Source organism: Paenibacillus sp. P46E (assembly GCF_001909095.1).
Lineage (GTDB): Bacteria > Bacillota > Bacilli > Paenibacillales > Paenibacillaceae > Paenibacillus_AQ > Paenibacillus_AQ helianthi.
In genome coordinates, this window is the sequence record NZ_LVYZ01000040.1 from 63424 (window position 1) to 83140 (window position 19717).

18 protein-coding genes are annotated in these 19717 nt (G+C 53.5%); 9 read left to right on the forward strand and 9 right to left on the reverse strand.

All coding sequences use genetic code 11. The annotated features are described in order from the left end of the window. Positions 1 to 369 precede the first annotated feature (369 nt). From A3849_RS14315 to nagA, 7 genes are all read left to right on the forward strand, one after another. On the forward strand, positions 370 to 1344 hold the full coding sequence (locus tag A3849_RS14315) for a LacI family DNA-binding transcriptional regulator (RefSeq protein ID WP_074112030.1): 975 nt from the start codon (positions 370 to 372) through the stop codon (positions 1342 to 1344). Positions 1345 to 1685: 341 nt separating this feature from the next. Beyond that, positions 1686 to 2582 (forward strand): iron uptake system protein EfeO, encoded by an 897-nt coding sequence (efeO, locus tag A3849_RS14320; protein WP_074112031.1) that lies wholly within the window; start codon positions 1686 to 1688, stop codon positions 2580 to 2582. 5 nt (positions 2583 to 2587) lie between these two features. Continuing rightward, the gene (gene efeB, locus A3849_RS14325) at positions 2588 to 3925 is read left to right on the forward strand and encodes an iron uptake transporter deferrochelatase/peroxidase subunit (RefSeq protein ID WP_083613503.1); all 1338 of its coding nucleotides are present in this window, start codon (positions 2588 to 2590) and stop codon (positions 3923 to 3925) included. Between the two features lie 473 nt (positions 3926 to 4398). Beyond that, the gene (locus tag A3849_RS14330; protein WP_256700774.1) at positions 4399 to 5937 is read left to right on the forward strand and encodes an FTR1 family iron permease; all 1539 of its coding nucleotides are present in this window, start codon (positions 4399 to 4401) and stop codon (positions 5935 to 5937) included. Between the two features lie 809 nt (positions 5938 to 6746). Then, positions 6747 to 7625 carry a MurR/RpiR family transcriptional regulator gene (locus A3849_RS14335; RefSeq protein WP_074112032.1) on the forward strand — a complete coding sequence of 293 codons (879 nt, stop codon included), beginning with the start codon at positions 6747 to 6749 and terminating at the stop codon, positions 7623 to 7625. Then, positions 7625 to 8353, forward strand: a complete 729-nt coding sequence (gene nagB / locus A3849_RS14340; RefSeq protein WP_074112068.1) for a glucosamine-6-phosphate deaminase — start codon at positions 7625 to 7627, stop codon at positions 8351 to 8353. Before A3849_RS14335 ends, nagB begins: the two co-directional genes overlap by 1 nt. Then, on the forward strand, positions 8341 to 9537 hold the full coding sequence (gene nagA / locus A3849_RS14345; protein ID WP_074112033.1) for an N-acetylglucosamine-6-phosphate deacetylase: 1197 nt from the start codon (positions 8341 to 8343) through the stop codon (positions 9535 to 9537). The genes nagB and nagA overlap by 13 nt, the downstream gene beginning before the upstream one ends. Positions 9538 to 9674: 137 nt before the next feature. Here the strand turns inward: nagA and A3849_RS14350 are convergent, their stop codons facing one another. After that, positions 9675 to 10670 (reverse strand): YhcN/YlaJ family sporulation lipoprotein, encoded by a 996-nt coding sequence (locus A3849_RS14350; protein WP_074112034.1) that lies wholly within the window; start codon positions 10668 to 10670, stop codon positions 9675 to 9677. 201 nt (positions 10671 to 10871) lie between these two features. Between A3849_RS14350 and A3849_RS14355 the strand changes: the two genes are divergently transcribed. After that, positions 10872 to 11948, forward strand: coding sequence for a glycosyltransferase family 4 protein (locus tag A3849_RS14355; RefSeq protein WP_074112035.1), 1077 nt, complete (start codon positions 10872 to 10874; stop codon positions 11946 to 11948). A gap of 70 nt (positions 11949 to 12018) precedes the next feature. On the opposite strand, the gene A3849_RS14360 is transcribed toward A3849_RS14355, so the two are convergent. The 8 genes from A3849_RS14360 to wecB are packed head-to-tail and all read right to left on the reverse strand — an operon-like array spanning position 12019 to position 19025. Further along, positions 12019 to 13056 carry a glycosyltransferase family 4 protein gene (locus tag A3849_RS14360; RefSeq protein ID WP_074112036.1) on the reverse strand — a complete coding sequence of 346 codons (1038 nt, stop codon included), beginning with the start codon at positions 13054 to 13056 and terminating at the stop codon, positions 12019 to 12021. Next, the gene (locus tag A3849_RS14365; protein WP_074112037.1) at positions 13053 to 13775 is read right to left on the reverse strand and encodes a glycosyltransferase; all 723 of its coding nucleotides are present in this window, start codon (positions 13773 to 13775) and stop codon (positions 13053 to 13055) included. Before A3849_RS14365 ends, A3849_RS14360 begins: the two co-directional genes overlap by 4 nt. A 26-nt stretch (positions 13776 to 13801) precedes the next feature. After that, a complete protein-coding gene (locus A3849_RS14370; RefSeq protein WP_074112038.1) occupies positions 13802 to 14377 on the reverse strand; it encodes a class I SAM-dependent methyltransferase in 576 nt (191 codons plus the stop codon). 33 nt (positions 14378 to 14410) lie between these two features. Continuing rightward, a complete protein-coding gene (locus tag A3849_RS14375; protein ID WP_074112039.1) occupies positions 14411 to 15127 on the reverse strand; it encodes a glycosyltransferase in 717 nt (238 codons plus the stop codon). Further along, positions 15124 to 16149 (reverse strand): SDR family oxidoreductase, encoded by a 1026-nt coding sequence (locus A3849_RS14380; RefSeq protein WP_074112040.1) that lies wholly within the window; start codon positions 16147 to 16149, stop codon positions 15124 to 15126. The genes A3849_RS14375 and A3849_RS14380 overlap by 4 nt, the downstream gene beginning before the upstream one ends. Further along, on the reverse strand, positions 16119 to 16958 hold the full coding sequence (locus A3849_RS14385; RefSeq protein WP_074112041.1) for a dTDP-4-dehydrorhamnose reductase family protein: 840 nt from the start codon (positions 16956 to 16958) through the stop codon (positions 16119 to 16121). Before A3849_RS14385 ends, A3849_RS14380 begins: the two co-directional genes overlap by 31 nt. Then, complete coding sequence (locus A3849_RS14390) at positions 16955 to 17941, reverse strand: polysaccharide biosynthesis protein (RefSeq protein WP_074112042.1); 987 nt, start codon at positions 17939 to 17941, stop codon at positions 16955 to 16957. Before A3849_RS14390 ends, A3849_RS14385 begins: the two co-directional genes overlap by 4 nt. After that, a complete protein-coding gene (wecB, locus tag A3849_RS14395) occupies positions 17931 to 19025 on the reverse strand; it encodes a non-hydrolyzing UDP-N-acetylglucosamine 2-epimerase (protein WP_074112043.1) in 1095 nt (364 codons plus the stop codon). The genes A3849_RS14390 and wecB overlap by 11 nt, the downstream gene beginning before the upstream one ends. On the opposite strand from wecB, the gene A3849_RS14400 reads away from it, so the two are divergent. Continuing rightward, positions 19000 to 19341 (forward strand): hypothetical protein, encoded by a 342-nt coding sequence (locus A3849_RS14400; RefSeq protein ID WP_143191821.1) that lies wholly within the window; start codon positions 19000 to 19002, stop codon positions 19339 to 19341. The two genes, wecB and A3849_RS14400, sit on opposite strands and share 26 nt — an antisense overlap. Positions 19342 to 19717: the final 376 nt, after the last annotated feature.

Sequence of the window (19717 nt, forward strand, 5' to 3'; positions counted from 1 at the left end):
CTTATATATCAACGTTTTTATAAAGTTGTACTATACCTTTCAATGGTGTCACCCCTCCTTGCCCTGGGTTTGTTTGGTATAACAAGGTAAAGGGATACAGTCAAAATCATTTTATGTATGGGGGGTGGTAATGGTGCGGTAACTTCCTTAAAATGGGCGGCTGCGCCTGCTTGTCCATCAGAAAGCACACCTATTGCATATACCGGTCCGTCACGCCCTTGCGGTCACGCCGGTTTATCCGGTAATGCTGGTGCAGCTTCAGTATATTTTATGAAATGGATTCCATAGCAAGCTTTATATTCGGAGGGCTGCAAGCGAACAATATGCTAAAATAGAAGAACTATATCTCTTGTCCCAGGAGGCGGTCCGATGGCCAATATCAAAGAAATTGCCCGCATTGCCGGGGTTTCCGTAACGACTGTATCACGCGTGCTGAACAATCATCCTTATGTAAGCAAAGACAAAAGAACAGCCGTGCTGAAAACCATAGATCAGCTGAATTATACACGCAATATGAACGCTGTTCATCTGATCACGGGCCGCACCGGGGCGGTTGCGGTTATTCTGCCGATGATCAATTCCTTCTATTTCTCGGTGGTGATGGACGGGCTGGCGCAAGCAGCGCTGATGGCGCAATATCGTCTGATTCTGTGCCAGACCAACTATGTCCCCGAAGAGGAGCTTAAAGTGCTGGATATGCTGCGTAACAAAGAAATTGACGGAGTAGTCATTGTCTCAACTGCACTGAAGCCTGAGATGATTGAGCCATACTGTGCTTACGGACCGATTGTAACCTGCCAGAATAGCGGGGAACGCCCGTACTCTTCCGTATATATAGAGCATTATGCCGCATTCCGTCACGGGCTGGATTATCTGCACAGCAAGGGACACCGCAAAATCGGTTATTGTGAAGGCCGGGAGAACGGCAGCAGTGCCTCTATCCGCCAGAGTGCTTTTCAGGATTTTCTTGCAGAAAAAGGACTGCCCTTTGATCCGGAGTGGATGATCTTCGACTGTGTACGGGAAGAGGACGGTGCGGTGGTGGCCCGGCGGCTGCTGGATACGGAATGCCGGCCTGATGCGATAATTATTTCCGGCGATCATGTGGCCGCAGGCCTGATTATTGAAGCCCGCAAGCACGGCCTCCGTATTCCGGAGGAGCTTGCGGTAATGGGGTTCGATAACCAGCCGATCGGACGGCTGCTTGAGATCACAACGATTGACAACCAGCTCTATCAGATGGGTTCGGCGGCCTTCGGAATTGTCCATGAACATATTCAAGGCAGCAGCCTGCCGGTGACCCGCAAACTGGAGTATCGGATTATTGAGCGGTCTACGGTGTAAAGCTGAGGCGTGCACAAGCTTCGGATAAAGATCCGCTTGGGGTGCGCCTGAACAGGATATTCCATTGCACAAACTGCAATGATATTCCCAGACCTCAGTTTCTTGTTCACCCTACTTACACACAACATTCTACTCCCCTGTACACTTTCTCCTCACTTCTGCTCTGACATCCCCTAGCAATTATCCGGCTGCTCCCCATGCGCGAGTGATATTTCATGCTGTGACAACACAGTGATATAAATCACATTTTTATATTGACAGCCCTTGCGCGGACACTTATGATAAATCCAGTACTAGTGATAACGATTATCATTTGCATACATAAAAAAGGGGTGTTTTGAGTGAAGTATAGTTATGTTCTTCCCGCCGGCCTGATTGCGGCCTCCATTCTGTTCGCTGGCTGTGGGGACAATGGCGACAATAATAAAGGAAATAACTCCAATAATGAGGCAGCGGCCACGGCTGCTGCAACGAATGCTCCAGCTGCGACTGCCGAAACTTCTGCCGCCGCTGCCGACTTCACCTCTGCCATTGAGCAATACCGTGCTTATGTTATTGAGCAGAGCGATGCTTTTGTGAAGCAGACTGAAGGTTTTACCGATGCTGTCAAAGCCGGAAAGCTGGATGAAGCCAAAGCGCTGTACGCTCCGGCCCGCATGTATTACGAACGGATCGAGCCGATTGCTGAGGCGCTTGGAGATCTGGACCCGAATATTGATGCCCGTGAGAATGATGTAGATCCGGCTGAATGGCGCGGGTTCCACAAGATTGAACAAGCACTCTGGCAGAATAAGACCACAAACGGAATGGCCGAGGTAGCAGATCAGCTGTTGAAGGACGCCCAGCTGCTGCGCGCCAAGGTCGAAACGGTGGATATTGACGAAAGCCTGCTTGTTACAGGAGCTGTTGAGCTGCTGAACGAGGTGTCCTCCTCCAAGGTAACCGGTGAAGAGGAACGTTACTCCCATACGGACTTATATGATTTTGTAGCCAACGTGGAAGGTGCTCAGAAAATTTATGAGCTGCTGAAGCCCGAGCTGGCCAAGAAAGACCCGGCACTGGAGAAAACGATCGGCGACAAGTTCACCGCTCTGCTGGCCGAACTGGCTCCTTTTAAATCCGGGGACGGATACGTTTCCTATGAAACGCTGAAAGAAGATGAAGTACGTAAATTAAGCCAGAATCTCGACGCTTTGGCGGAACCCCTCTCCAATATGGGGACCATTCTAGGAGTGTGACCGGCATGAAAAAGAAAGTAAACAACCTGCACGATAGCGGGCAGGCTGCCATAGAAGAGGTTAAGGACGGAAGCAAGAGTGAACAAATTTTCGATAAAAAACTAAGCCGCCGCGAGATGCTGCGGCTTACCGGAGCCTCCGGACTTGGGCTATTGCTGGGCGGCGGCGGGGTTAGCGGTATATTGGCGGCTAGCGGTGCAGTTCATCCTGCCGCTCCTGCACCGCAAGCCTCCAGTGAGGATATCATCCCGTTCTACGGCAGCCATCAGGCCGGAATTCTGACTCCTGCGCAAAATTTCCTCTGCTTTGCTTCATTTGATCTGACGACTTCCAGCATCGCCGATGTCAAAAAGCTGCTGCAGTCCTGGACCACGGCTGCGGCTGCCTTGACCTCAGGAACCCTGATCGGCAACGCCAATGAAAATCCAAACCTGCCTCCATCCGATACTGGAGAAGCCGACGGGCTCACACCGTCCAAATGTACGATTACTTTTGGGGTAGGCCCATCATTATTCGACGGACGTTACGGGCTTGCTTCGAAACGTCCTTCTACCTTCGCCGATCTTCCGGCCTTTGCGGGAGACAGTCTGGACCCGCAATGGTGCGGCGGCGATCTCTGTGTGCAGGCCTGTGCGGACGATCTGCAGGTGGCGTTCCACGCCATCCGCAACCTGGCCCGCATCGCCAGAGGCACTGCCGTACTCCGCTGGACGCAGGAAGGCTTCCAGCGCACTGGCGGTGCCGACCCCAAAGGTGGCACTCCGCGCAATCTGCTTGGCTTCAAGGATGGCACGGGCAACCCCGATGTTACCGATGCGTCCGAAATGCGTGAGGTGGTCTGGTGCGGCAGCGAAAGCCCCGCCTGGATGAACGGCGGCACTTACATGGCCGTGCGCCGGGTTCGGCTGCGCATTGAAGTATGGGACCGTTCCTCACTAAGTGATCAAGAGGCCACCTTCGGACGCCACCGTAAAAGCGGCGCACCTATCGGAGCTACCGATGAATTCGCCAAGCTGAACCTGGATGCCGCCGATGCCGCCGGGAAGCCGGTCATCCCAGCCAATTCCCACTCGGCACTCGCCCATGGGGACGGCACAGTCAAAATGCTGCGCCGCTCTTATTCTTTTTCCAGCGGCATGGATCTTACCACCGGGCAGCTGGATGCGGGTCTGTTGTTCATCAGTTTCCAGAAGGATCTGGTGAAGCAGTTCGTGAGCATTCAGAAACGCCTCGCCAAAAATGACCGTCTGAACGAATACATGGTACATACCGGCAGTGCGGTATTTGCCTGCCTGCCGGGGGTTCGCGAAGGCGGATACCTCGGGGAAGCCCTGCTGGGCTGATTACGTGAACAAAAAAAGATAAACGGGGGTCAATCTCAGTGAAGGATAAGGCATATCCAGCCATAGAAGAGCACAAGCCCGATTTCCGGCTTACCCGGTTAAAATGGAAAGGGGTTGTCCCGATGCTGTTGTTGATACAGAAACTGGTGCAAAAAGTCCCGGGCGGATGGCTGCCGAAACCGCGTCAGCGTCTGACTGTACCGGAATCGGGCAGGAAGACGCAGCGCTCCGGGCTGCAGGCAGCCGCGTTACTCGGCTGCCTGTGCCTGCTGCTGATCAGCAGTCCAGCAGCCACAGCCGCGGCGGCGGGTACGCCGCTGGACGAGCTGCTGCCGCCAGTCGGCAGCGCGCTCGTCGAGGCTGGCCAGAGCCGCTGGGACGCGGCCGCCGCCGATGTAGACACGTTCGCTGCGCTGTGGCGCACCGCGAACGCCGGCACGCCGGACCCGGTACTCGCCGGTCCGGCTTCCGCTGTGGACGCCGCGCTCGCAGACGCGGCGGCAGCCCTTGCGGCGGGCGGCGGAACGCCCGCCAAAACCGCGCTGTCCACGCTCGCCAGAAGCGTGGACGCGTATGTGAGCGCCGCCTCCGTCACGGGCGGCGCGGACTCTGGCGCCGCCGGCCGTGAAGCGGCGGCGAAGCTGCTGCCCGCGGCGGAGCGCGTGCGGGACGCGGCGCGCAGCGGCGACTGGGCTGCGGCCGCGGAAGCGTACCGCGCCGTGGTGAGCGGCTGGAAGCCGGCGGAGCGCGGCATCCGTACCGATAATCCAGCCGTCTACGGCCTGCTGGAGACGAAGATGAGCCTGCTGCGCATCTCGCTGCAGGCAGAGCCGCTGCGCGAAGAAGCCGCGCTGACCGAAGCGGAAGCGCTGTATACGCTAATAGCCGATTATCGTGAAGGCAAAGCGGTCGATACCGGGAGCGCCTCCACGGAGCCGGCATCGGTTGAAGCCCTGATCGGCTACCTGAAGCAGGCCTCCGCCGCAGCAACCGCGGGTAACAGCGCAGAAGCAGCCGGCATCATGGAGCAGTTCATCACGGCCTGGCCTTCAGCCGAAGGCAAGGTGCAGATTGCATCGCCCAAGGTCTACGCGAATATTGAAAATGAAAGTGCAGCGGTCACAGGCGATCTTCTCTCCAATCCGCCCAAGCTCGATCAGGCACTTGCGGCCATGGATAATATGCTCTCTGAGCTGACGCCGCTGGCCGGAGAAACAAGCTATACAGCCTGGGACGCTGCGCTGATTCTGCTGCGCGAAGGTCTGGAGGCCATTCTTGTGCTCGCCGCTCTCCTCTCGTACCTCAAAAGGGAAGGTACTCCCGGAACCCGGCGCTGGATCTGGTCCGGGGCCGCAGCCGGACTTGCCGGCAGCATCCTGCTCGCTGTCATCTTAAGTATGACCATCTCCAAAGCGGCTTCCGGCGGAGCACGCGAGATGATTGAGGGCATTACCGGGCTGTTTGCCGTGGTGATGATGCTCACGATCGGCCGCTGGCTGCACGGCAAGTCCAATACGGCAGCCTGGAACAATTATGTAGGCCATCAGGTAGACGGTGCGCTGGCCAGGGGCAATCTATGGTCCTTGTTCCTGGTAGCGGCTTTGGCCATTTTGCGTGAAGGTGCGGAAACCACCATCTTCTATGTGGGAATGGCACCTTCCATTGCTGCTTCGCAGCTGCTGCTCGGGATTGGAGGCGCGCTGGCCGTGCTGATGGTCCTGGGTTATGCCATTATCGCCTTAAGTGCAAAATTGCCGATTGCCGCCTTCTTCCGCATAGCGACAGTGCTAATCTACTATTTGGTGTTCCGCTTCCTCGGCGAGAGCATTCATGCCCTTCAGGTAGCAGGCAGTCTTCCTGCACATGCGGAGAACGGATTGCCTTCCATCAGCTGGCTCGGTTTGTTCCCGACTTGGGAAACCCTGGTGCCACAGCTGTTGATGCTGATCTTCATTCTCTGGGAGCTGCTGCGCAGCAGAGGAGCAGCCGGCAAGTCACGGACAGCCGAATAGCGGCTAATTGCGGAAGTGCCTTGAATAGCAACGCATTTCTTGATTATGAGTCTTCTTAAGTTCACGTTCTATAGTATGATTTTTCAGAATCCTATTTACTCTACAGCCGCCTTCATGGAGCCAGCTTCGCGGACTACTAATCCGCTATGCGCTCTATGGAGGTTTTTTGCGGTGTTGGTGATCGGACAGCACTTACGGATTCTATGAATAGATGGGTTTGCAGCTCAACAATTCAGATGGTTTCGGTTGGCGATTGCTCTACTTAGTTTCCAGGTAACTTAGGTGGATTTTCTCCATTTTGTTTTGTTCTGTAGTCTCCCCGAGGGTTTTCAGTTGGAAAAAGTCCACCTATTCCCTTCAAAATCAATGTATGACGTGGAAATGGAGGTAATTAAATCTACTTTATCCACTTAATTTATAAAAAATCGGTGAAATCTACAGATTAGTTTCCCTTTTTCCACTGTACTCCAGCGACACTTGCCTTCTTCCCCTGTTTTTCAGCTTTATCCTTAGTAAGCGCTCGCTCTACCTCCCCCCGCTCCCGGTGAGCGGAGATATTCCCTGGGAACACTACCTAAACCTCTTCTTAGTAGTACTGGGTTACTCTCAGTAACTACTCAGGAACTACTCGGAAACTACTCAGGAACTACTCAATAACTCCTTACTCACTACATCCTTGAAAACCCGATAAAACTCCCTCTTGCATCCTTACTGGTAATGCTTTATTCTATGTATGAAAATAATTTTCTTAAATAGTGTTGTATTATTAAAAATAATTTCATTAGATCTGAAGAAAAGAAGGTGGAGAGATGTCTCCCATTCTGCATGCTCTGGAGCATGAGAAATCCAAGCTGTCACAGATGGAGCGCAAGCTGGCAGAACGAATTCTTGCATCGCCGGGAGAAATTGTCCATATGGGGATTACGGAGCTGGCAGAGCAATGCGGCATCAGCCCAGCTACAATTACACGATTCTGCAAGGTTCTGCATTTTAAGGGGTTTCCGGATTTCAAGGTTAAGCTGGCGGCAGAAATTGCCCACAGCGATAATTCCCCTCAGGATGGCGGGTCCTCTTATCAGGATATTGTAGCAGGCAATCCGCTTTCGGTGATTGTCGAAGCGATGCAGGCCAATCATTTGGCTTCCATCCGGGATACTACCTCACTGCTTGATCTGGAGCGGCTGCAGAGTGCAATTGATCTGTTATGCCAGGCCCGGCGGGTAGATCTGTACGGGATGGCCACCTCTTCGATTGTGGCCCAGGATTTCTACCAGAAGCTGATCCGTATCGGCGTGAATTGCACTGCTTTTTCCGATTCCCATATGCAGATTACATCCGCTTCCTCGCTCAAGGAAGGTGATGTGGCATTCGCCATCTCTTATTCCGGGGAAACCCCGGAAACCATTGACGCCTTAAGCTGTGCCTCAGCCAGCGGTGCAGCCACGATCTCGCTGACCTCCTACGGCAGTAGTTCACTGGCTACTTTGGCCGGTATCCCGTTGTTCTCTTCCTCATTGGAGCAAGGCATGCGGCGGGGAGATATGGCTTCGCGGATCGCACAGCTGCATATTATCGATATTTTGTTCACCGGAATGGTCAGCACACGCTTTGGAGATTTTATTCCCAAGCTGGAGCAGTCTTACCTGAATGTCCAACATTACCGTCATAAACGGGGAGGTCAATCCTAATGAATATTTTGAAATTTAAAACTGATGAGGACTTTGCACAGACCGGAGCCAACCTGATTGTCAGCCTGCTGCAGAGTAACCCCAAAGCCGTGCTGGGTCTCGCTACCGGTAGTTCACCGGTCGGAGTATACGCCAAGCTCGTTGAAATGCATACAAAAGGAATCGTAAGCTTTGCCAAAGCTTCGTCTTATAATCTGGATGAATACGTAGGTCTGCCTGTGGATCATCCGCAAAGCTACCGCAGCTTCATGAACGAGCATCTGTTCAATCATATTGATATCAACCTGGCCAAAACACATGTGCCGAATGGCAACGCCCCTGATCTGGATGCGGAATGCCTCGCTTATGATAAGCTGCTTGAGGATGGCGGGCCGGTGGACCTGCAGATTCTGGGTATCGGAAGCAATGGCCATATCGGCTTCAATGAACCGGATGCCAGTCTCACTAGCGGCACACATGTCGTTGATCTGCTGCCGGAGACCCTGGAAGCCAATGCCCGTTTCTTTGACAGCCGGGAAGATGTTCCACGGCAGGCGGTTACAATGGGTATCGGCGGCATTCTTAAGGCACGGCAAATTGTACTTTTGGTACGCGGCGAAGAGAAAGCGGAAGCGGTGAAGAATGCGCTGGAAGGTCCGATTACCACACAGTGCCCGGCTTCCCTGCTCCAGAGCCATCCCAATGTCGTTGTACTGCTGGATGAAGGTGCCGCAAAATGGCTAAAATAACACCCACCACAGGCCAGCTGCTCTTCGGAAAAGTTCTGACACCTGCAGGAATCATCCAGGAGGGTGTGATCGCTGTATCGGAGGAGGCTATTCATTATGTTGGCGAAGCGGCTTGGCTCCCTGAAGCTTATGCCGGGTGGCCCGCCGGAAACACGGAAACCCCTAACGGCCTGCTGATTCCCGGATTTGTAGATGTGCATGTTCACGGGGGAGCCGGCTTTGACTTCATGTATGCCGATGCTCAATCCCTGGAGATCATTACACGGTTTCACGCTTCGCAGGGAACCACGACCATGTTGGCGACAACGATGACCGCAGACAAAAAGGATATTGACCGGGCGCTCTCGGAAGTCCATGCATTCCGTTCTGCCCCGATGCCCTTTGCCCAATTGGCCGGGGTCCATCTGGAAGGCCCGTTTATTAGCCCCAAGTGGTCTGGTGCGCAGAACCCGGACCACATCGTTCCCGCCAATATTGAATGGATGGAGCAGTGGGAAGCCTTGTATCCGGGATTAATCCGGCAGGTGACACTCGCGCCGGAAGGGGAAGGCGCGCTCGAGGCAATTACATGGCTCCGCAAACATGGCATTACCGCTGCGTTAGGCCATACGAATGCTTCCTATGAAGAGGTCATTGCAGCCGCCGATGCCGGGCTCAATCAGGCCGTGCATATGTTCAATGCGATGACCCCGCTTCATCACCGCAAGCCGGGGGCTGCAGGTGCCATTATGTTTGACGCGCGGATTCGCGCAGAGATTATTGCCGACGGCATTCACGTGCATCCGGCAGCAATCGCTGTGCTCTCCCGTCTCAAGAATGCCGGTAATCTGATACTCATTACCGATTCCATGTCGGCGACCGGACTCAGTGATGGTGAATACACCATTGGCGATCTTCCCGTTCTGGTCCGTGATGGCGTTGCCAGATTGAAGGAGAACCCGGAAGCCCTCGCTGGCAGCACGTTAACAATGATCCGCGGATTCCGCTATCTGGTGGAGGAGGTCGGTCTGACACTGGAGGAAGCCTCCCGAGCCGCCAGTCTTACACCAGCAGAGGCCATTGGTATGCAGCGGACCATCGGAACGCTTGAAGCCGGTAAACGCGGCGATATCCTGCTGCTGGATGAAGCGCTGAACCTGCGCGGAGTCTGGATAAAGGGCTGTAAAATGAACGATATATCCTGAATTCAGAAACGCAGCCCAACCCGGAATTAAGCTGGACCGGAGGGGGCTGCGTTTTTTTTGAGCGTATGGGATAACGACTGGAATAATACAACCTTCCCTAGGAATACTAAGGAAAATCCGTTTAGGCTTGGCTTAAGTTAATAACCGCTGCGCGTCGGGAAGATTCGTCCAACCATTGTACTGAATTCGTGGGCAAATCCCCTCAGCGGATGTCCTGCACGGAATTCCTGAGCGTAGAAGTTTGTCCGTTCCACAAAGTCAGGGTTTGCAGATACGTAGACGTTGTCGATATTTTTATCATAATGTCTGACCTCGGCGGCTATTTTATCCTTCAGTTCCCGGGTCATAGTATCGTTAGCAAGGGTGCCGGTGTTATGGGTTCCATTGGTCATGCCATTGGTGCTGTAAGGAGTAATCGTCCGGGTGCCCGCTGCAGTACCCATGCTTCTGTCGATATCATTTCTTAGGACCCGGCCATCGGTCATGTTACTCCGGGACATTATTCCGTTACCCCCATTCCCTGCATAACCCCCTGGGTTGGCTGTTCCTGTACCCCCCACAGTTCCTGTGCCGGTAGACAGAGTTCCCGACATGCCATTGATTGAACCGCCTGCCCCTGTCATTCCAGGTACACCGGTTCTAGAACCTCTCGTGCCGGCGGTGCCATTCATGCCAGCGGTGCCGCTCAAACCATTGTTGCCGGTCATGCCGTTTGCACCGTTCATACCGGTGGTACCCGTTGTTGTGCGGCCTGAAGTTCTTCCGCTGCCGGCAATCATTCCCGCTGGCCCCCCGATCCCCGCAGTATTTCCGTAGCTTTTGGCATGAACGCCACCTGAGGCTTCATCCAGAGTTACTGCAACATATGCGCTTTTTCCTGCCACAACTACATTGGCGGAACGGACCTCAGGCATGGCCGCAATACGGTCTGCCAGTTCTCTGCTCATCTCCATTTTATCGAAGGCATTCACCTTCATGGAGTTGACACCCAGCCGTCCGTCATGGATTCCGCGTACACTTTTGGTTTGCACATTCTTGTCACTTGCGGTGTTATTGGTGCCACAGCCCGTGATGCTTACCACGCCTAGCAGCAGTGCAGCGGAAACCGACATGCTGATCTTCGATCGCAACATGAATTCATCCTCCATCTCTTGTTATATATGCAGCGTAACAATCATTAGGATAGCCCTCATCAGGTCAGGCTATCCTGAAAGGATTTGGCATAGCGCCCTTTGATCGTCACCTGTAGGGGAAGTCCGGCGTATCTTATAAACAGCAGGCCCTGCTTTTGCGAAGGGCGCCGGTGTTTCTCCGCAAGGTAAAGTCAGGGAGGGATGAGCTTGAAGGTTTTATTTACATTTTATGTCCCCAGCGGGGGTGTCGAGACTCTGAACAGGCTGCGGTGCGAGAGTCTCCAGCGCAGCGGCATTGAGTGCCATGTGCTGTACCTGATGCCGGGGTCAAGCAGTCAGAGCATGGCGGACTTTCCTGTATTTATCGCTTCAACGGATACAGATATTAAGGGTGTACTCGACACCCATAACTATGACGCGATTATTGTAACTTCGGATTATCTGCTGCTGGAGCGTCTGCGCCGTCTGGGGTACAGCCGTATTCTGATTTACGAATCCCAAGGCCTGGGAACAAAAACTGATGCAAAACTCATGGTCACGGAGGCTGTGCCTTTTTTACGGTCCTATTGTAATGCTGTGTTGATTCCGCCCACTGACCATCTGCTGGAGCTGTTCATTTCGATCTGTCCCTGGCTGCAGCGTTACGTCATTCCCAATATTGTGGATGTCCATTCCTTCCGGCACATTCCCGGGGAAGCGCCTTGTGATCCGGTGATTGCCTGGGTCGGGCGTCTGGAGACCAACAAGAACTGGAGTGAATACCTTAAGGTTGCCCATGTTATCCGCCGCAGCAAACCCAATCTGCATCTCTGGATGTTCCATGATCCGGACCTTGCAACCGCAGAGCAGAAGCATCTGTTCCAGACGGAACTCCATGCCCTGGAACTCAATGACCGCCTGAATGTATTCACCAATATCCCCAATCATCTGATGCCAGTATATTACTCCTCCATTGCTGCTTCCGGCGGGTTTCTGTTATCCTCTTCCATTACTGAAGGCTTCGGGTACGCTGTTGCCGAGGCCGTCTGCTGTACCTGTCCGGTGCTGAGCACGGATTCTGACGGGGTGCGGTCCTTTATCATCCATAATGTAACGGGGAAATTTTATCCGCTTGGCAATGTGGAAGCTGCCGTTAACGAAGGACTGGAGCTCATGGATAATCAGCCCCTTCGCAGCTTCATCCGCGAGCAGGGACGCCTCCATATGATCTCCCGTTTTGGTTCCGAGAAATACGCCCAGTCCTTTCGCGAGATGATGAATTCCTTCGCCATTTTTTAGCACATAAAGAACCCTCAATCCCACATAACCACGTGGGGTTGAAGGTTCTTTGTATATATATAAACCCGGTTCACCCATGCCTGGATAAAAGTTCAAATAGCTCTGACTGGAAAATTTGCACGCTTCTCTCCCAGGTGAACCGCAATGAACCTGTCTCTCCTTTTCTGGCCAGACGTTCACGCTGTTCCTTATCCCGGATGAGTGTGACAACATCTTCAGCCAGCCGGTTCTCATACCGGTAGGACATCAGACAGTTGGATCTATGAACGCAGTATTCAAGGTTGCCTCCGGAATACACTGTCACGAGTGCCGCCCCGCAGCGCATGGCTTCCAGACCAGGAAGTGAGCCGCTGTCATAGGTGCTTGAGCTGACAAAAATATTACTTTCATTATAGTGATAACACAGCTCTTCATCATTCGAAGGAGTGAGAAGACGGTAGTGTCCATCGGCAAACAGAGACTGCAGCCATGAAGATTCCGCAAATTCACCAGGTGGTGTGATCAGATCAATCTCAACCTCCGGATGCTGTCCTTTGATCAAATCCAGCTGCTGCAGCAGATAATCCTGTTCCCGGTGCCCCGAGAATCCTCCCTCCGGCTTGCGTACAATGGCAGTCACCACAAGCTTACTGCTCGCTTCACGGATATGCATATTATAAAAGTCGGAGCTGAGGCCAATCGGTACAATCCGGCCTTTAATCCCATGATTCATACGGACGATCCCCTGTTGCCAGCGTGAGAGCACCAGCAGATTCGGTGAAAGGTGATACGAGGCAAAGGATTCGTTGTTATCCGGAAGAAACGTCGGCTCATAGCAGAGCGCCAAACGAATGTGCACCCCTTTTCCCCGCTCACTCGCCCGCTGCGCAACGGATACCGTCTTGTAGTAATTGGAGACAATCACATCGCCTGCGGGAAAATCATCCTCTGAAATCAAGTCGGCTCCCGCAAAGAGAATCGGACATTTCATGTGATATTCCACAATCCCGCTGGACGGCATCACAATAGTCACTTCATGTCCTATTTCAGCAAGACGGTTGGCCAGCTCCACGAGCATCCGCTGTGCGCCTCCCCTGGACAGCGTCAGAATAGGGAAGGTAATTCTCATCTCCTTCTCTCCTTTCTGAGCAGCCTTGACAGATTACTGTAGTGCATTTCCTGTACCTGCTTAATCTCCCGGTTCTGCGCCTCGCTGTGGATGACGGAGCCCATTTCCTGGTGCACCCGGTAATCCAGCAGAGGTTCTGTGATATAAGACCATTCATAATGGGGCAGAATCCGGAGCCAGAGATCATAGTCCTGGGTATAGAGCAGCTTCTCATTAAAAAGCCCAACCTTTTTGAAAATGTTCATATTCATCATGACGGAGCTACCATTAACCGGACAGCCCTTCATTAGGGTTGTGACAAGCTCGGCCCTGCTATAAAAAGGGACACTTATAATACCGGAAAAGCGCTCCCCGAGTTCATTGATGTAATAATAAGCCGTATGGTTAAAGGCGGTGTGTGAATTACCCATAACCTCCATCTGCCGGCTGATTTTATCGGGATGAAAGCAGTCATCAGCACTTAACCAGGCAAAATATGCCCCGCTGGCAGCCCGGATCCCCAGATTCAGAGCTGAAGCCGTGCCGCCGTTAGGTTTGTGGAGCACCTTTATCCGGTCTCCGTAAGGAATTAGCTTCTCCGTATGGAGGGTTGACCCGTCATCTACAACGATCAGCTCAATATCCGGGTAGCTCTGGGCAAGCACGCTTTCTATGGCAATATCGATATATGGACAATTGTAAAATGGGATAACCACTGAAACCTTGGTTCCATGATTCATGCGCTCACCCCCTTTCCGGACGATATTTATACGGTTTTGCAGGCCAGCAGAGCGTCCAGTGGCGTATGATCCTGTCCGAATGCTTCCCGGAATGAAGGATTCTCTGCATGGTGGTAGCCTTTAAGCACTGTCACATCATATCCCCGTTCCAGGAAATCCTCCGGCTCCCAGCCACTCCGGTGTTTTTGAAACTGCTCCCCCTGCAAGTGGTAATGATCTGTTCCCTCCTGGGGAAAGAAACCGCGTGGGGTAAATACGACCACGCGGTTTGCGGCAATGATCTCTGCCTTTCGCAAAAGTTCTTTGCCCTCGCTCATGTTGAAATGCTCCAGGGAGTCGATGAGCGTCACTGCCGAGAAGGTGCGTGGAAGAAACAGTTGATCGATATGTCCGGCATCGGCGTTCACCGGTATGATATGGGGCGCTGTATATTTGCGGTGCTGCAGGTAGGGCCTGTGAATATCAAGGCCGACTACCACCGCAGCCTGGTAGTGTTCAAGGAGCGTACCGGTGCCGCTCCCCACATCCAGGATACTCTCCGCAAATTTTAGATGCTCCAGAAGAACCGGAAGAAAATCCTTCACTTCTATTTCCCGGTACATAGATCACTCCTCCTATAGCGATCAGATCGCTGTTCAGCCGCCCATCGAGGCAATTAATCCGCGGAGCAGAGGGCTGTAACGGGCATTGGTGGCAGCAGCCTCAGCCAGGATGACATCATAATGCTTAATCGTCCCCATCCCATCATGCCGCCGGTAGGCGGTCAGAGACTGATTCAGCATGACAGGCGGATATCCGTTCAGAATCGAGCGGAACCACAGGTCATAGTCATGAGTGTAGGGCAGCGACTCATCGAACAGCCCGATGGCACCGAACAGCTCGCGTTTGAACATCACTGTGCAGCCGTTAATCGGGTTACCCTGCAAAAAACAACGTAAATAGTCGAGGTGGCTCGGGAATACCGCAGCCGCATTAAGCCCAGTCAATTGTGAGTGTTCGTTGATATAATTAAAGTTGGTGTAGGTAATCAGCAGGCGGTTCTGGTCCATGAACAGCACCTGGTTGTTGATTTTGTCGCGGTAGAACATATCATCCGAGCTAAGCCAGACCACATAGTCGCCCGAGGCATGACGGATCCCGTGATTCAGGGCAGATGCAGTCCCCCCGTTGGCCTTGCCCAAATAGTGAATGTGCGGGAGGTAAGGCGTAATCCGGTCTGCGTGCATGGTGGAGCCATCGTCGACAACGATGATCTCATAGGGCTGCCAGGATTGGTTCAAGGCGCTTTGCAGCGCCTGTTCGATATAAGGGCAATTGAAAAAGGGAATCACCACGGATACCTTCGGTTTCATGAAGCGCCTCCTTCTCTGCTTGCCCGGTGATAGTCCACAATATCCGCAAGTGAGCGGGACAACTCAATCTGCGGACTCCAGCCGAGACTTACAGCATCGTCTGCGGAAGATGAGGATAATCCTTCTTGAATAGCTAATGTTTCGGATCCTGAAGATGGAACGGCAGCTGCCGCAGGAGCAGCAGCCTGTTCCGTTCCGGTGTTCTCCGGCCCCCAATCCATGCCTACCGGAACCCTCGCATGAGCCAGAAGCTGCTCTGCAACCGCTCCAAGCTCCCGCTGAATGCCGGAGTCAATCTTGTAGATCTTTCCCGGCTCTCCGCTGCGCAAGATCCAGTCATAGGCTTTGACCGCATCCCGTACATCCAGGAAGTCACGGAGAGCATACCGTGAGGATAGCTTGAACGGCGGGGGGATTTCAGAAGTGCTTTCAGCAGCCTCACTCCGTACCATATGCTGCGCCAGCAAGGAACAAAACCCAGTTGATGGGCCAGGACCGATCAGGTTACAGGGCTCCGCAAGCAGCACAGGCTGCTGGAACAGGGTACACCAGGCAAGAGACACCAGCTCCTCCAGGGTCTTGCTCAGACTGTAGGGGTGTGGCGGACCTTCCGAATGGCCCGGCTTGAACTTAAGCCGGGAGCCCGCCACCAGAATACGGCGGGCCGGCCGGGTACGCAATCCCTCAAGCAAATACAGTGTAGACATCACATTCATTTCCATATAGAGCAGCGGGTCCCGCCAGGACTCCGGCACCGAGTTTTTGCCGGCGAGGTGCAGCACTTCATCCGGCTGGACCTCATCAATCATCGTCTTGACAGCCCTGCGGTCGCTTAAATCGCAGACCTGCTGTTTCACACCCGCCGGGAAGATACCGGCAGCTGCGGAGCTCCGTACCACAGCTGTCACTTCAGCACCCGCTGCATGAAAGTAAGCCACCGCATGCCTTCCGGTAAATCCGGATGCTCCGGTAATCAGCAGCCTCCGCTCCTTCATATCGTCATCGCCGGCTGCTTCATCCATGCCGCCAGCTCTGCCAGCATTTCAGGATACGAAGGCAGCTTCACCTGGACATCCGCTCTCGTGCTGATCAAGGTCCGGTCCTGAATATGTGCAGACTCGGGGATAATCTCGGCATCCTCCTTGCCGAATGCTGCCTGCATATGCCGCAGCAGCTCATATTTGCTGACCGGCTGCGGGTGGGCCAGATGGATCAGGCCTGAAACCTCAGAATCCAGCAATGAGTCTACAGCTTTAGCCAGCTCCAGGGTAGTGACCCCATTCCACATTACCCGCTGGTAGCCGGATACGGGTCCCTTCTGGGCCAGGAACCATTCCATCAGTCCGATGCCCGAAGGTCGGATTTCCGGACCAATGATGGAGGTTCGGATAGTCAGGTGTCCGGGCTCCCGCACTTCTCCAAGACTTTTGGTGATCGCATATACGGATGTGCCGTCAGGCTTATCGTCCTCTGTGTAACCGCCGCGTGTTCCTTCGAACACGCAGTCGGTACTAATATGAATGAGCCGGGCATGAATGCTGTCCGCAGCGCGGCGCAGCCGGTGGGGCAGAAATCCGTTCACATGGTAGGCGCCGATGGGATCCCGTTCGGCAAATTGATTGAGCACACCCAATGCATTGATTATACAATGGGGAGAGACGATTTCGACCAGTTTTTCAACTCCGGCGATATCATCGGCATCTATATACAGCCCGCCAAGATCACTCTTGTCCCGGGTTGTATGGAAGACGTGATGCTTGCCCTGGCGGCGGAAATAATCCGCCAGCATATGACCCGCCATACCGTTTCCGCCGAGGATAAGCAGTTTCACTCTAGGAACCCTCCCCGGATCAGGATTTCCTTGATCTCCTCCTGATTCATAAGGTTGTTCTCGGAACTGAAGCTGTTGAAGGAAACATGCGGGTATTTGCTGTAAAAAGCCTTCAGTTCAGGCATATCCAGTGTAGGCAGGATGACCAGATACTGCTCATCGTAGACGACGGTTGTCTGGCTCTCGAAATCGCTCATCAGAATTTCGTGGATCTTCTCTCCCGGCCGGATACCCGCTTCGATAATGCTCACATCCGGTTTGCCGGATGCTTCAATCAGTACTTCGGCCAGATCCACGATCCGGCAGGTCGGCATGGTCATGACGAAGATTTCCCCGCCGAGGCTAACCTCGGAGGCCTTAAACAGCAAGGTGATGGCATCGCGCAGGGTGAAGAAGAAGCGGGTCATTTTCATATCGGTAATCCGTACCTGCCCCTTATCCTTGATCTGCTTCATGAACAGATGGACCACACTGCCGTTGGTACCCAGCACATTGCCGCCGCGCACCGTTACGAACCGGGTATTTGAGCCCAGCAGGTTGGCATAGACGAACAGCTTCTCTCCAATGGCTTTGGTCATACCGTAGAAGTTGGAGGGATTGGCTGCCTTGTCGGTAGAGATGTAAATGGCTTTTTCCACATTGCATGCAACAGCCGCTTCAATCACATTCTGTGTGCCGACCACATTGGTCTTGAGCGCTTCATACGGCTGGTCTTCGCAGACTGGAACATGCTTGAGCGCCGCCAGATGAAAGACATAATCCACACCGCGGCAGGCCGCTACCAAAGCCTCCTTGTCACGGATATCCCCGATAATGAAGCTGAGGCGGGGATCTTCATATTCGCGGCTCATTGCCACTTGTGCAGACTCGCTGCGGGAGAAAATAACGATCTCTTTCGGGTTCTGCGGCAAAAGCTGCCGGATGAGTTCATGCCCCCAGGAACCGGTTCCGCCTGTCACCAAAATCCTTTTATTATTGAACATGCAGGTTCCCTCCAAGCAAAAATTTGACTACCTTAACCGAGACATCCGGGGTCAAATAACCTTCCGGCGCCTCCCATTCAGGGCTCAGTGACGTCATCAGCCGGGTACAGCGCAAAATACTGTCCTTCTCCACTCCTGACACAACGTTGCTGCCGCAATCCACCGTCTCGGGACGTTCTGTGGTCCGGCGGATGGTTACAGTGGGCACTCCCATCAGGCAGCATTCCTCCTGCACGGTTCCGCTGTCGGTGATCGCACACAAGGCATACCGTTCCAGATGGACAAAATCAAAAAATCCGAAAGGCTCATGGAATTCCACCAGCGGGTTCATCTCAAGCTTGAACTGCTCCGTAAGCTTGGAGCGGGTACGGGGGTGGATACTGCAGATCAGGCGGATGCCAAAATGCTCAGCCACCAGGTTCAGTCCCGACATGATTTGGAGGAGTGATTCGGGATCATCCACATTTTCTGCACGGTGCGCAGTAACCAGAAAGTAATGGCCTGCTGTCAGGTTCAGCCGGGCTAGAATATCGCTGGCCCCGATCTGCTGCCCATAACGGGTAATCACTTCGTGAATCGGATTTCCGGTTAATACAATGCGCTGGCCGGGGAAGCCTTCGCTGAGCAGATGCCGCTTGCTCTGCTGGGTATAGGGCATATTTATGGTAGAAACAGCATCTATGAGACGGCGGTTTTTCTCCTCTGGCACTTTCAGGTCATAGCAGCGATTGCCCGCTTCCATATGCACTACAGGAATTCCCATCCGCTCGGCAAGGATGGCGCACAGCGCGCTATTCGTATCCCCGAGGAGCAGAATCCGGTCCGGCTGCTCTTGAAGCAGGATACTCTCCAGGCTCCCGAACATGGCGGCAAGCTGCCCGCCAAGTCCCGCCTGTTTATCCTGCAGCACATAATCCGGTGCCCGCAGCCCCAGCTCAGCAAAGAAAATACCGCTGAGGCTCGCAGTGAAGTTCTGTCCTGTATGCACCAGCACATGCTGCTCCGCATGCTCATCAAGCAGCGGAATAATGACACTTAGGCGGATGATCTCGGGCCGTGTGCCCAAAATCGTCATGATCTTCATGGGTTCACTCCCCTTTGAGGTTAGCCAGCCGCAGGAACGCGGCAGACTGTTGTTGAGTGGCGGCGCTTATGGCGCCAGGGTGGCAGAATTAACAGTGTTAGGCGAATGCAGCAGCGCGGGCGGCGGATGTAACGGCATTATTGCCGTGGTTGAGTGCGTGTGGCGCGCGGGCGGCGGTAGTAACGGCATTGTTGCTGTTGTTGAGTGCGTGGAGCGCGCGGGCGGCGGTAGTAACGGCATTGTTGCTGTTGTTGAGTGCGTATGGCGCGTGGGCGGTAGTAGTAACGGCATTGTTGCTGTTGTTGAGTGTGTGTAGCGCGCGAGCGGCGGGAGTAACGGCATTGTTGCTGTTGTTGAGTGTGTGTAGCGCGCGGGCGGCGGGAGTAACGGCATTGTTGCTGTTGTTGAGTGCGTATAGCGCGCGGGCGGCGGAGTAACGGCATTGTTGCTGTTGTTGAGTGTGTATGGCGCGCGGGCGTTACTATCAGGAAATTTGTGTAAAACGTTACGTATCTCCTAGGAGCTCCGGTGACTGATTAAGTGGAAAAAGTATAACTAAGTTGCTCGAGTATCATGCGCTCCGCAATCAAAGTGGAAAAAGTATAACTAATTCAATCCTTTTGTTTCTTTTATAGGTTATATAGCCTAATTAAGTTTACTTTTTCCACTTAAATTCTATATTTGGTGATTTC